At 60.8% G+C, this 13438-nt stretch carries 14 protein-coding genes; all 14 read right to left on the bottom strand.

Features of this window, described 5'->3' with window-relative positions:
• Positions 1 to 51 precede the first annotated feature (51 nt).
• The 14 genes from DSCA_RS00490 to DSCA_RS00425 all read right to left on the bottom strand — a co-directional run bounded on the left by DSCA_RS00490 (position 52) and on the right by DSCA_RS00425 (position 13367).
• Positions 52 to 309, bottom strand: a complete 258-nt coding sequence (locus DSCA_RS00490) for a YHS domain-containing protein (protein WP_155314584.1) — start codon at positions 307 to 309, stop codon at positions 52 to 54.
• Positions 306 to 848, bottom strand: coding sequence for a 2-amino-4-hydroxy-6-hydroxymethyldihydropteridine diphosphokinase (folK, locus tag DSCA_RS00485; protein WP_155314583.1), 543 nt, complete (start codon positions 846 to 848; stop codon positions 306 to 308). The genes DSCA_RS00490 and folK overlap by 4 nt, the downstream gene beginning before the upstream one ends.
• Positions 836 to 1663, bottom strand: a complete 828-nt coding sequence (gene dapF, locus DSCA_RS00480; RefSeq protein WP_155314582.1) for a diaminopimelate epimerase — start codon at positions 1661 to 1663, stop codon at positions 836 to 838. The genes folK and dapF overlap by 13 nt, the downstream gene beginning before the upstream one ends.
• Entirely contained in the window at positions 1660 to 2145 is a 486-nt protein-coding gene (locus DSCA_RS00475; RefSeq protein ID WP_155314581.1) for a fibronectin type III domain-containing protein, read from the bottom strand. The genes dapF and DSCA_RS00475 overlap by 4 nt, the downstream gene beginning before the upstream one ends.
• A gap of 121 nt (positions 2146 to 2266) precedes the next feature.
• The gene (gene argH / locus DSCA_RS00470) at positions 2267 to 3646 is read right to left on the bottom strand and encodes an argininosuccinate lyase (RefSeq protein ID WP_155314580.1); all 1380 of its coding nucleotides are present in this window, start codon (positions 3644 to 3646) and stop codon (positions 2267 to 2269) included.
• A gap of 9 nt (positions 3647 to 3655) precedes the next feature.
• On the bottom strand, positions 3656 to 4864 hold the full coding sequence (locus DSCA_RS00465; protein WP_155314579.1) for an argininosuccinate synthase: 1209 nt from the start codon (positions 4862 to 4864) through the stop codon (positions 3656 to 3658).
• A 196-nt stretch (positions 4865 to 5060) separates the two neighbouring features.
• Positions 5061 to 6245, bottom strand: a complete 1185-nt coding sequence (locus DSCA_RS00460) for an acetylornithine transaminase (RefSeq protein ID WP_155314578.1) — start codon at positions 6243 to 6245, stop codon at positions 5061 to 5063.
• 190 nt (positions 6246 to 6435) lie between these two features.
• On the bottom strand, positions 6436 to 7332 hold the full coding sequence (argB, locus tag DSCA_RS00455) for an acetylglutamate kinase (RefSeq protein ID WP_231716340.1): 897 nt from the start codon (positions 7330 to 7332) through the stop codon (positions 6436 to 6438).
• Positions 7333 to 7449: 117 nt separating this feature from the next.
• Complete coding sequence (hslU, locus tag DSCA_RS00450) at positions 7450 to 8814, bottom strand: ATP-dependent protease ATPase subunit HslU (protein WP_155314577.1); 1365 nt, start codon at positions 8812 to 8814, stop codon at positions 7450 to 7452.
• Positions 8815 to 8818: 4 nt separating this feature from the next.
• Positions 8819 to 9376, bottom strand: a complete 558-nt coding sequence (gene hslV / locus DSCA_RS00445; RefSeq protein WP_155314576.1) for an ATP-dependent protease subunit HslV — start codon at positions 9374 to 9376, stop codon at positions 8819 to 8821.
• 19 nt (positions 9377 to 9395) lie between these two features.
• Complete coding sequence (locus DSCA_RS00440; RefSeq protein ID WP_231716339.1) at positions 9396 to 10358, bottom strand: tyrosine recombinase XerC; 963 nt, start codon at positions 10356 to 10358, stop codon at positions 9396 to 9398.
• On the bottom strand, positions 10322 to 10894 hold the full coding sequence (locus DSCA_RS00435; protein ID WP_155314575.1) for a 5' nucleotidase, NT5C type: 573 nt from the start codon (positions 10892 to 10894) through the stop codon (positions 10322 to 10324). The genes DSCA_RS00440 and DSCA_RS00435 overlap by 37 nt, the downstream gene beginning before the upstream one ends.
• Positions 10895 to 11206: 312 nt before the next feature.
• A complete protein-coding gene (locus DSCA_RS00430) occupies positions 11207 to 11965 on the bottom strand; it encodes a slipin family protein (RefSeq protein WP_155314574.1) in 759 nt (252 codons plus the stop codon).
• 103 nt (positions 11966 to 12068) lie between these two features.
• On the bottom strand, positions 12069 to 13367 hold the full coding sequence (locus DSCA_RS00425) for an NfeD family protein (RefSeq protein WP_155314573.1): 1299 nt from the start codon (positions 13365 to 13367) through the stop codon (positions 12069 to 12071).
• Positions 13368 to 13438 lie beyond the last annotated feature (71 nt).

The raw sequence follows: 13438 nt of genomic DNA, 5'->3' as shown, positions 1-13438 counted from the left end.
ATATGTCGATCCAAATCACTTGACAGACCGGGGCGCACCGCCTCCGGCCCGTTACTTCTCTTTCTGCGCTTCCAGGAACCGGTCGCGGCAGGCTTCGGAGCAAAAAACATGGGTTTGCCCGCCGTGTCGCAACATAACCCCTTCCCGCTGGGGAAAATAGATCCCGCATACCGGATCCTGGACCATCACATCATCGATCCTGGCATTGGGGGAGCCGCTCTGGTTACCGGACTGGAGGGTCCGCACCAGCCACGATTTGCCGGCTCGGTAAACAAGGTAGACGATGATCAGCAGCAACAGCAGTTTCACGGCATTCCGCCTTGTAGCGGTGTGGGCGGGTTGTCCAGCGGGACGACCCGCTGATCGTCATCGTTCAGGCGGCCCAGCAGATCGCCGACGGTCTTCCCCAGTGCGGGATGAATAATGGTCGGGTCTATATCACAGATGGGCTGCAAGACAAAGGCCCTTTTGTGCATGCGTGGATGGGGAATTTCCAGCCTCGGCGTCCGGATCACCCGGTCGCCGTACATCAGAATATCCAGATCCAGCACCCGCGGCCCGAAACGAATCATATCTGCTTTTCGCCCCCGGCGCTGCTGGATGGCAACCAATTCGTCCAGCAGGTTCAGCGGCGCCAGCGTGGTCCTTATTTTTACGGCGGCATTGACGAACCAGTCCTGCTCGGTGTAATCCACCGGGGAGGTCCGGTAAAACCGCGAAGTTTCCAGGAGCGTTGATTTCCCGGAGTCGGTCAGGGCGGCAATACCGCTGAGACAGTTTTCCAGCTTGTCCCCCAGGTTGGACCCAACGGAAATGTAAACGACAGGCTCATCGCTCAGGTCAGCCATGCTTCCTCCCACAGTTCGCCGCGATAAATCACGCGGGCGTCCCCTTCCAGAAACACATCGGTGCAGCGGTCCCCCTTCATGGTAAAATGAACGGTCAGCTGCCCCCCGCTGCGGGTGGTCAGCGAAACGGGCGAGGCCAGCCCCCGGTCGTGGGCCAGAATCAGCGCCGCAGCCACGTTTCCCGTACCGCAGGCCAGGGTTTCGTCTTCGACCCCGCGTTCATAGGTGCGGATCAGCAGCCGTCCGCCGGGCCCGTCAGCCACGAAGTTGGCATTGGTGCCATCAGGGGCGAAATCGGGATGAAAACGGATCAGGCGACCCGTCCGGACGACGTCGACGGCCTCGATGTCATCCACCACGGTCACCACGTGGGGCACACCGGTATTCACGCTGCCCACCATGACCGTTCTCCCATCCAGATCGAGCGGGAATCCGGTTTTCAGGCGGGCGGGATCGGTCATGCGGATCCTGACCCCGTGTTCCCCCACGGTGGCTTCGATGGTCCCGGCAAGGGTGTCGAAAGCCATCTGCCGGTCGGCGATCCCGTGGATAAAGGCAAATCGGGCGGCGCAGCGGGCGCCGTTGCCGCACATGTCCGGCAGGCTGCCGTCGGCATTGAAGAACCGCCACCTGAAATCAACCCTGTCCGACGGTTCGATCAGGATCAACCCGTCGGCGCCCACCGACATCTTTCGCCGGCAGGCGCCCACAACCAAACGCTCCAGCCGGTCTTCGGGCACCACTGCCGCCCGGTTGTCGATGATGATAAAGTCATTGCCGCTGCCGCTCATCTTGAAAAAGGGAATGGGTTTCATGGGCTCTCCAGACTCCCGGAAGGGACATGGGACAAATGGTCGAATTGGACTGAATCGGAATCGGGGCCCATGCCGCCGTCCGTTTCCAGCCGCACTTTGAACACATAGCGGTAACCGGGGTCCAGGGGGACATCGGCGGCATATCGGTTGGTCGGCGTGAGCTCGTAGGGAACCGTCGCCGCTTTTTCGAATACGAGAGGACAGCCGTCGCAGGCCGGCTGTTCGAGGGCGGTTCGGGATCGGTAGATGCCGAAGGCGGCCCGTCTGGCCTGCCGCCCGGAGAGCGGCCCCGGCATCGACCAGGACAGGGAGACCGACTGATCCGTCACCTGGTAGGCCAGGCTTGAGACCGCCGGCACCGACGGCTTCCGCGGGGGCACCGGCGGCCCCTTGACACCGCAGCCGATGAAGCTGAAACCAATCAGCCAGAACAGCCCGACCAGGATGATCGGTTTGGTAACGGGATACATTTTTTCCACCATCGGTCTTTCATTCCTCGCTGGGGGCGGCGCCCACGCATGATGCCCCGCCTGCCGGGCCGATGCAGGCGTCGTTTTCTGCAGCGCCCGAATGGTGAGCCAATCACCTGTCGGTTTTCCGGGGCTAACCATCCAGGGCCTTGCGGGCGTCACCGATGGCCCGGGCCACGTTTTCTGTTGCCGTCCCTCCCAGGCTCTGCCGGCGATCGATCATGTGCGTCAGGGTCAGGTGGTCGAAAATATCCGCATTGATCAACGGCGAAAACCGTTTGAGTTCCTCCAGTGCCAGCTGGTCCAGCTCACATCCCTTGTCCAGCGCAAAGGCCACGGCGTTGCCGACACAGGCATGGGCTTTGCGGAAGGGCATGCCCCGGCCGACCAGGTAGTCGGCCATGTCCGTGGCGTTGAGAAACCCGACGGAGGCGGCACGGCGCATGGTGTCCCGGTTGACGGTGATCCGCGGAATCATCTGCACATTGATGTGCAGGCAGGCCTTGAGCGTGTCCACGGCATCGAAAAGCGGCTCCTTGTCCTCCTGCATATCCCGGTTGTAGGCCATGGGCAGGCTCTTCATCAGGGTCAGCAGGGCTGTCAGGGCGCCGAAGACCCGCCCGGTTTTACCGCGCACGATCTCGGGGATGTCGGGATTCTTTTTCTGGGGCATGATGCTGCTGCCCGTGGCAAAGGCGTCCGCGAGGGTGATAAAACCGAACTCCGACGTGGACCACAGCACCAGTTCCTCGGACAGCCGGCTCAGATGAACCATGCCGATGCTGGCGGCCGCCAGGAACTCCATGGCGAAATCCCGGTCAGACACCGCATCCATGCTGTTGGCGCTGACCGATGAGAATTCAAGCAGCTGAGCCACGTAGGCCCGGTCGATGGGATAGGTGGTGCCGGCCAGGGCAGCCGCTCCCAGCGGCATCACGTCGATGCGCCCCAGGCAGTCGCCGAAGCGGGCCTGATCCCGGGTAAACATCTCGTAATAGGCCATCATGTGATGGGCAAACAGCACCGGCTGGGCCCGCTGGGTGTGGGTGTACCCGGGCATGACCACGTCCCGGTGGCCGTCGGCCAGATCCACCAGCACCGTGCGCAGCCGCTGCAGCAGCTCGATGATCCGCCGGGTCTCGTCGCGCAGGTACATGCGCACATCCAGGGCCACCTGGTCGTTGCGGCTGCGGGCCGTGTGCAGCTTCTGGGCGACCTTTCCCGCCACCTCGAGCAGCCGGGCTTCGATGTGCATGTGGATGTCTTCAAGGCTGTCGTCGAAGACGAATTCGCCCCGATCCAGCTCCCCCTTGATGGTCTCCAGCCCGGTCACCAGCCGATTGGCCTCGTCATCGGTAATGATGCCGGCCCTTGCAAGCATTTGGCAATGGGCCGTGCTGCCGGCGATGTCATAGGGATAAAGCCGCCGGTCGTAGGCGATGGAGGCGGTAAAGGCCTCCACGCTTTGGTCCGTTTTTTCCGAAAACCGCCCGTCCCAGAGTTTTTCCGCCATGATCCGTGCCTACCCTTTCCGCTCCATCAGTTTGCGTATTCGCAGCCGCAGGGCATTGAGCCGGATAAAGCCTTCGGCATCGGCCTGGCTGTATACGTCATCGTCTTCAAAGGTGGCGTGGGCTTCACTGTAAAGGGAGTGATCGGACTTCCTGCCGCGCACCGTGCAGTTTCCTTTGTATAACTCCAGGCGCACCACACCGGACACCCGTTTCTGCGTACTGTCGATCATGCCCTGCAGGACTTCCATCTCCGGAGAGAACCAGAAACCGTTGTAGATCAGCTGGGCGTATCGGGGAATCTGGGAGTCGCGCAGGTTCATCACCTCCCGGTCCATGGTGATGGATTCCATGGCCAGGTGGGCCTGACGCAGGATGGTGCCGCCCGGCGTTTCATAGACCCCGCGGGATTTCATGCCCACGAACCGGTTCTCCACGATGTCGATGCGGCCGATGCCGTGTTTGCCCCCCAGGCGGTTCAACTCGGCCAGCAGGTTGGCCGGTGACAGGGCGGTGCCGTTGATGGCCACCGGATCGCCGCCCTCGAAGGTGATCTCGATGGTCTCGGGGGCGTCCGGAGCATCCTTGGGGGAAACCGTCAGGGTAAAGATGTCGTCCGGCGGGCCGGCCCAGGGATCCTCCAGGATGCCGCCCTCGTAGCTGATATGCAGCAGGTTGCCGTCCGTGCTGTATGGTTTGGCATGGGTGGTGGGCACCTGGATGCCGTGTTTTTCGGCAAAGGCCATCAGCGCGGTCCGCGAGTTCAGGTCCCATTCGCGCCAGGGCGCCACAATTTTAATGTCCGGGTCGATGGCATAGTACCCCAGTTCAAAGCGGACCTGGTCGTTTCCCTTGCCGGTGGCGCCGTGACTGACCGCATCGGCCCCTTCCAGGGCGGCGATCTCCATCTGGCGCTTGGCGATCAGCGGCCGGGCAATGGAGGTCCCCATCAGGTACTGGCCCTCGTAGATCACGTTGGCCCGAAATGCGGGGAACACGTAATCCCTGACGAAGGTCTCCTTGAGGTCATCCACGTAAGCCTTGACCGCGCCGGTCTTCATGGCGTTGGTCTCCACATTGTTCAGGGAATCGGTCTGCCCGATGTCGGCGGAAAACGTCACCACCTCGCAGTCGTAGGTTTCGATGAGCCATCTCAGGATCACCGATGTATCCAGACCCCCCGAATAGGCCAGCACCACTTTATTGATCTTCTCAGCCACGATTGTTCTCCTTGTCTTATTTTTTTGATCATTCTCAATTATTGACGAATTCGTAAAAAGTCACATTTCAGACAGTTTCGTAAAAAGTTCGAGATCAAGGCTTGCGAATCCCGAGGAATGAGGCGTACTTATGGTACGCCGCAGTGACGAGGGATGAAGCGTAACGCAGATATCGGACTTTTTACGGAACTGTCAATTATTGCGCCAGCACTTCATCCAGGCACTGGATCAGCAGGTCGATTTCATTTTTCTCGACGATCAGGGGCGGCACGAAACGCAGCGTGTCCCCCTGCACACAGTTGACCAGAAACCCTTTTTGCATGCAGACCGGCACCAGGTCATCGGCCGGGCCATCCAGCTGGAGGCCCAGCATCAATCCCCTGCCCCGCACCTCCGTGATCCGGCTGTGCCGCTGCTTGAGCTGGTTGAGGGCGGCCCAGAAATAGTCCCCGGTTTCCCGGGACCGTTCGACGACCTTTTCCTCGACAAGGATCTTCAGGGTTTCCAGGGCCGCTGCCGTTACCAGGGGGGTGCCTCCGAAAGTGGACGCGTGCGCGCCGAATCCGAAGGCCGCCGCCACCCGTTCCGTGGCCAGCATGGCGCCGATGGGAAGCCCGTTGGCCAGGGCTTTGGCCAGGGTCATGATGTCCGGTGTGACCCCGTCATGCTCGTGGGCGAAAAGGGTGCCGGTACGGCCCATGCCCGTCTGGATCTCGTCCAGGATCATCAGCACCTCCCGCCGGTCGCACAGCTCTCTGACCTGCTGAAGAAATTGAGGATCCGGGCACCGGATGCCCCCCTCTCCCTGAATGGGCTCGAGCATCACGGCGCAGGTGCGGTCGTCGATGGCCGCGGCCAGGGCGTCGATGTCGTTGAAGGGCACGAATGAAAACCCCCCCAGCACGGGGTCGAAGCCCTTCTTGATCTTGTCCTGACCGGTGGCCGACAAGGTGGCCATGGTGCGCCCGTGAAAGGAATTTTCCATGGAAACGATGCGCGTGCGTTCCGGCTTGCCACGGTCGTTGAAATATTTGCGGGCCAGCTTGATGGCGGCCTCGTTGGCCTCGGCGCCGGAGTTGCCGAAAAAGACACGGTCGGCAAAGCTGTGTTCCACCAGCAGCCGGGCCAGTTCGGTCTGGGGAATGGTGTAGTACAGGTTGGACACGTGCACCAGCTGGCTGGCCTGCCGGGCCACCGCATCGGCAATGCGCGGGTGGGCATGCCCCAGGCAGCACACGGCGATGCCGGCGACGAAATCCGTGTAGCGGCGCCCCCGGGTGTCCCAGACCGTGCATCCCCGGCCCCGTTCGAGAACGATGGGAAACCGTTTGTAGGTCGCAGCAATCACCTGGTCCGCCGTGTGCATAATCGTCTCTGTCATTTATCTTCTCCGAAAAAAGGCCTGAGTTCTGAGTTCTGAGTTCTGAGTTCTGAGTTCTGAGTTCTGAGTTCTGAGTTCTGAGTTCTGAGTTCTGAGTTCTGAGTTCTGAGTTCTGAGTTCTGAGTTAGGGTCGATACACGTTGAGCCGCCTTGAATCAACCCTGAAATCTTCCACCGTTGGCCTGAAACGCTACTCTATTACCTCCGTGCCGATCCCCCGATCGGTGAACAATTCCAGCAAAATGGCGTGGCGGCGCCGGCCGTTGAGGATGGGCACCTTTTTCACGCCGTTTTTTATGGCGTGCAGGGCATATTCGATCTTCGGAATCATGCCGCCGCTGATGCTGCCGTCGTCGATCATGCGGCCGATGGTGGCCGCATCGATGGAAGAAATCAGCTGGTCGTGTGCATCCACCACGCCGTCCACATCGGTCAGCAGCATCAACCGGCCGGCGGACAGGGCCACGGCAATGTGACTGGCCACCAGATCGGCATTGATATTATAGGTTTCCCCTGCCGCACCGGCGCCGACCGGAGCGATGATGGGAATAAACCCCTGCTGGGACAGGGTATGGATGATGCCGGGGTCGATCCGGGTCACCTCCCCCACCATGCCCGGGTCGATGATTTCCGGAGGACTGTCCGCATCGGCCTGATGGACGATGCGCATCTTCCTGGCTTCGATCAGCCCGCCGTCCTTTCCGCTGAGCCCCACCGCCTTGCCCCCCTGCTGGTTGATCTGGGCAACGATCCCCTTGTTCACCTTGCCGCCCAGCACCATCTCGACCACATCCATGGTGGGACCGTCGGTGAGTCGCATGCCGCGCACGAACTGGGGGCGGATGCCCATCTGGTCCAGAACCCGGTTGATCTGGGGGCCGCCGCCGTGCACCACCACCGGGTTGAGGCCGATAAACTTGAGCAGGGTGATATCGCGGGCGAAATCGGTTTTCAACTGATCGTCCACCATGGCGTGGCCGCCGTACTTCACCACCACGGTCATTCCGGAAAACCTGCGGATGTAGGGCAAGGCCTCGATGAGGATATCGGCGACGGTCGAATTGGCCGGCATGGGGTCAGAAGTCATGATTGTTCCTAAACTAACTTTGAATGTTGAATTATTAATTTTTAACCGATGACGCCATCCTCTTAAGGGGGTCCATCAACAATTAATCATTCAACATTCAAGATTCATAATTAATCTTCAGAGGATATACCGGCTCAGGTCCTCATCGTCCTTGATCGCCTTGAGTTTGTCCGCCACATAGGCCGCATCAACGGTCAGGCGGGCATCCTGCACATCGGGGGCTTCAAAGAGGATATCTTCCAGCAGCCGCTCCATGAGGGTGTGAAGACGCCGGGCACCGATGTTTTCGGTGCGTACATTCACCTCTTCGGCAATCTCGGCGATCTGCGCCACGGCATCGTCTGAGAAAACCAGTTCGACCCCTTCGGTCTTGAGCAGGGCGATGTACTGAAGCAGCAGGGCGTTTTTCGGCTCGGTCAGAATGCGAAAGAAATCCTTGCGGGTCAGTGCGTCCAGGGTCACCCGGATGGGAAACCGCCCCTGGAGTTCAGGAATCAGGTCAGCGGGCTTGATGGTATGAAAGGCGCCGGAGGCGATAAACAGGATGTGATCGGTCTTCACCGGTCCGTACTTGGTATTCACCGTGGACCCTTCGACAATGGGCAGCAGATCCCGCTGGACCCCTTCCCGGGAGACATCCGGACCGTGCCCCTTGCCGTTGCCGGCGATTTTGTCGATCTCATCCAGAAAAATGATGCCGGCCTGTTCCACCCGGTTAACCGCTTCCTGAATCACCGCTTCCATATCCACAAGGTTCTGGGCCTCTTCCGCTGCCATGGTCGTCATGGCTTCAGGCACCTTGATCTTGCGGCGGCGGGTGTTCTTGGGCATCAGGGGCCCCAGCATGTCTTTGAAATTGATCCCCATCTCCTCCATGCCCACATTGGAGAAGATCTCCACCATGGGCATGCTGCGGTCGGCCACATCCAGGTCGACATAGCGGCTGTCCAGTTTGCCGGCCTGAAGCATCTTGCGCAGTTTCTCCCGTGTCGATGAGGCCGTGTCTGCGCTGGTGGTCACCACTTCCAGGCCGCCTTCGCCGGCAGCGTCCGGCCGATTGTGATCGGCCTTGGGCAACAGAAGATCCAGCATGCGTTCTTCGGCGATTCGCCACGCTTTTTCCTTGACCGCCTCCTGCTGCGCCGACCGGACGGCATTGACGGTCAGTTCCACCAGGTCACGGACCATGGATTCCACGTCCCGGCCCACATATCCCACTTCGGTGAATTTGGACGCCTCCACCTTGGAGAACGGCGAATCGCTGAGCCGGGACAGCCGCCTGGCAATCTCCGTCTTGCCGACCCCGGTGGGGCCGATCAGGATGATATTCTTTGGAGCGATTTCATCTTTCAGCGAATCGGGCACCTGCCGGCGACGCCACCGGTTTCTCAGGGCAATGGCAACCGATCGCTTGGCCGCATGCTGGCCGATGATATATTTATCCAGTTCAGCGACGATATCAGCGGGTTTCAGATCTTTCATGGACTTATAGCTCTTCAATGGTGATGCGATCGTTGGTATACACACACAGGGAGGCGGCAATGGACATCGACACCTCGACAATCCGGCGCACGTCCAGCCGGGTCTGGTCGAAAAGGGCCGTTGCCGCCGCCTGGGCCGCCACGCCTCCCGAACCGATGGCCGCAATGCCGCCGTCCGGCTCGATGACATCGCCGTTTCCCGAAATGAGCAGCATGGCGGTGCCGTCGACGGCAATCATCAAGGCCTCCAGACGACGCAGGTACTTGTCCGCCCGCCAGTCCCGGGCCAGTTCCACGGCCGAGCGGGTCAGGTTCCCATTGTAGCGCTCCAGCTTCTGCTCCAGCTTCTCGGTCAGGGTCAGGGCATCGGCGGTGGCGCCGGCAAACCCCACCAGGATAGTATCTTTGTATATGCGACGCACCTTGCGGGCATTGTGTTTGACCACCGTGTTATTCAAGGTGACCTGGCCGTCTCCGGCCATCACGACGCGATCCTCTCCACGCACCGCCAGGATGGTGGTGCCGTGAAACCGCAAGGGCTGTTCAGGTTGTATCGGGGTCATGGTTGGATCCGTGTCCTTTCTATCTCCTGGGATGCGCCCGGTCGTAGGCCGCCATGAGCCGGTCAATGCTCACGTGGGTATATTTCTGGGTGGTGGACAGGCTCTTGTGGCCCAGCAGCTTCTGAACCGTCCGCAGGTCCGCCCCTGCATCCAGCATGTGCGTGGCGAAACTGTGCCGGATCCCGTGGGGGGATACGGGCACCGACAGGCTGCATTTACGAATCAGGGATTCCAGAATCCGGCCCACGGACCGGGCGGAAAGCCGTCCCTTGTTCTTGTTTAAAAACAGCGGGCCATCCGTCGCCATGCCGATACCGGTCCGGGCAAAGAGGCCATCGCGGTAAACCTGGATGCGATCCAGGGCACCGGCCCCCACCGGAACGATTCGCTCGCGGTTCCCCTTACCCGACACCCGCAGGCATCCGGAAGAAAAATCCACATCAAATACATTGAGGCCGGTCAGCTCGGAAACCCGGATGCCGGCCCCGTACAAGGTTTCGAACAGGGCCCGGTTGCGCAGCCCCAGCACCGTGTCGTCGGTCGCCTGATCCAGCAGGCGAAACATGTCGTCAACCGACAGGTAGGCAGGCATCCGCCGGCTGTGCTTGGGGGTCAGGATGGCAGCCGTGGGATCCTCGTCGGCCAGTCGGTGTTTGACCAGGTGGCGAAAGAAAGATCTCAGGGCCGACAGCTTCCGCGCGATGGTAATTTTCTCGTTCTTGCGGTGCAGGTGGCCCAGGTACCCCCGGATCGTCAGGCTGTCAATATCGGCAACGGCCAGCGGCCGCGTCGCTCTTTTTTCGGACGACCCCGCGCCGCCGGCGGCATAGCCGGCAAACTCGGCCAGGTCGTGTCCATAGGCCCGGATCGTGTGGGTGGAGTAGCCTTTTTCCGAAGCCAGGGCTTGTAAGAAAAGGTCGATCTGTGCCGTCAGCATGGGGCGGGTCATGGGAATGCGATCCGCTGGGCGAGTTCCGGCCATGATTCCACCTGAAGATAATCGTGGGCGTCCTGGTTCCACGGCTGACGGAACACGATGGGGGTGATCCCCGCCGCCTTGAGCAGGTGGCAGGTGTCCAGACGGTCTTCCACGAACCACTTGATATCGTTTTCCAGCAACACATCGGTTTTGGCTTCAAAGGAACCGGTGGCGACGATGCGCGCCCGGTGATGCTGGCCGTCGAGAAGCTGGTTCATCCAGCTCGTGATGGGGCCGGGCTCGGGCCGCGCCGTCACCATCAGGATGCGGCCCGTGGTCTCGGCGATGCGCCTCAGCACCCGGCCGGCACCGGGAACGGGCTTCAGGGTGGCCCGGTATCCGCCGTCGAGAATCCGGGCCACCGCCCCCTCCAGGACCGCCTCGTCCAGATCCAGGCAGTGGTCCAGCCGGTAGCAGGTGATGTCCTCGTACCGCACCGTGTGAACATCGTAGTGATCCCTTAGAATATCCAAAAACAGGTGCATGGTGTCAGCGATGACACCATCAATGTCGAAAGCCAGTGCCGCAGGGTCGATCATGGCGTTTCCTGTTCCTCGCGTGGGGCCATGGGAACCGTTTAAAAATACATTCACCGTCATCGGCAAAAAGGTATTTTTGTAATCCCATTGGACCGGGCATGTCAATACAGATATCAACAAAATAAGGGTCAAAGGGTCATGGGTGGGCCGGCCGGGATCCTCCTTAAGGCCTGACCCGATCCGTCGGATGTCAATCGGACAGTCGACCTTCTGTGGGTATGGGGCTTCCCCGGGAAGGATCGAACCCGGTTCACCACGTCAAAAAGTCCGAATAGCGGGGCCTGACCGTTGTTGAACCGGGCCTTTTGGGGGTCAGTCGCCTTTACCCTTTTCCGCCAGCCGGATAAACGGCCTGAACAGGTCCAGGGGAAGCGGGAAGACGGTGGTCGTGTTGTTCTCGGCGGACATCTCCCGCATGGTCTGCAGGTAGCGCAGCTGGATGGCGGTGGGGTATTGGTCGATGATCCTGGCGGCAGCGGCCAGGCGATCGGCGGCCTGGAATTCGCCCTCCGCGTTGATCACCTTGGCACGCCGCTCCCGCTCGGCCTCGGCCTGCTTGGCCATGGCCCGCTGCATCTCCTGGGGCAGATCGATGTGTTTGAGTTCCACCGTCGCCACCTTGATGCCCCAGGGATCCGTGTGGGTATCGAGGATCTCCTGGAGCTGGGCGTTGATTTTTTCACGGGCCGAGAGGAGCTCGTCCAGCTCAGCCTGACCGCAAACGCTGCGCAGGGTGGTCTGGGCCAGCTGGGATATGGCGTAGATGTATTTTTCCACCTCCACGATGGCCTTGATGGGATCGATGACCCGAAAGTAAATCACGGCATTGACCTTCACCGACACATTGTCACGGGTGATCACGTCCTGGGGATCCACATCCATGGCCACCAGCCGCATGCTCACCTTGACCATCTTGTCCACGATGGGAATGAGGATGATCAGCCCCGGCCCCTTGGCCTGGATCACCCGGCCAAGACGGAAAATGACCCCCCTTTCGTATTCATTGAGGATTCGAAGCGCTGCGGACAGGAACAGAACAACCAGTACGATGGCTCCGATATATGGCAGCATGGCGTCCTCCTTGAGGTCTCTTGGCCCGAATGGGCGAATAAAGGCAACGAGGTCTGGTATGCAACCCCGTATCGTCCAATGTTCATCAGGAACCGCCGCGTCATCACGGTTCGGCCACCGGGGCCTCCGGCTCCACGTCCAGGGTCAGGCCGTCCACGGCCGTCACCCGGACCCGCTGGCCAACCCCAACCGGCCGTGCACACCGGGCCAGCCACAATTCACCGTGAACCAGTATCCGGCCGGTAGGCGTCAGCGGTGTCTTGACCACACCGGCTTCTCCGATCAACCCCGAACCGCCCGTCATGGGCCGCCGGGTTCGGGACCGGAAAACCAGCCCGGCCACCACCGCGAAAAAGCCCCCCACCAGGCAGATGGTGGGAACGATCACGGTCCACGAGATCCCGATCCGGCCGTCCACCCGATCGAACAGCATCACCGATCCCAGCAGCAGGCTGATGATTCCGGCCACACTGAGCAGGCCGAAGCTGGCGATTTTCATTTCCAGAATGAAAAAAATGATTGCCAGCACGATCAACAGCACGCCGGCGATGTTTACCGGCAAGGTCTGAAATGAATAAAAGGCAAGGACGAGAGCGATACTGCCGATGACCCCCGGCAGGATGACACCCGGGTGGGAGAGTTCGAAATAGAGGCCGGCCAGGCCGATCATCATCAGAATATAGGCGATGTTGGGATCGCTGAGGGCCTTCAGGATCCGGGTTCGCATGGATTCAGCAATCCAGACCCGATTGTCCGGGTCAATGTCGACACGCCCCTTGTCCGCGATCTCACGCCCCTGGACCTGGTCGATGAGGTCATCCAGATCCCGGGCCACCAGGTCGACGATCTTTTTCTCGAGGGCTTCGGTTTCCGTCACCGACACGCTTTCACGCACCGCCTCCTCGGCCCACTCAACGTTGCGTCCCCGTTTTTCAGCGATGCTTTTCACGAAGGCCACCATATCGTTGGTGACCTTCTCGGCCATGGTTTCCCCCAGGTCCTTCCCGCCGGCGTTGACCGGGTGCGCGGCACCGATGTGGGTTCCCGGCGCCATGGCGGCCACATCGGCGGCCATGGTAATCATCACGCCGGCGGATGCCGCCCTGGCACCGGACGGCGACACGTAGACCACCACCGGAATCCGGCTGTCATAAATGGCCATGACCATCTTGCGCATGGATTCGGCCAGCCCGCCGGGGGTGTCCAGCATCACGATGAGGCAGCCGGCGCTTTCCGCGTTGGCCCGGCGAATGGCCGACCCCAGAAAATCGGCATTGCCGGGGCTGACGGCGCCGGTCAGCCGGACCAGATAGACGGGCAGCGGCCCCGCATGGGCCGCACCGGCGGCCGGCAGGGACGATACCGCGACGAGCAGAATAACGATGATGGCTCGGTATAGCATGACACCCCTTTTACAGCAGGTAAGGATTGGGGATGAAATCCATTGCCCTGATTACGCCGGGCTTGTGTTCG

Origin of the sequence: Desulfosarcina alkanivorans (genome assembly GCF_009688945.1) — a bacterium.
Lineage (GTDB): Bacteria > Desulfobacterota > Desulfobacteria > Desulfobacterales > Desulfosarcinaceae > Desulfosarcina > Desulfosarcina alkanivorans.
Note: the sequence above shows the minus strand (reverse complement) of the source record. Positions and strands in the feature narration are given on the sequence as shown.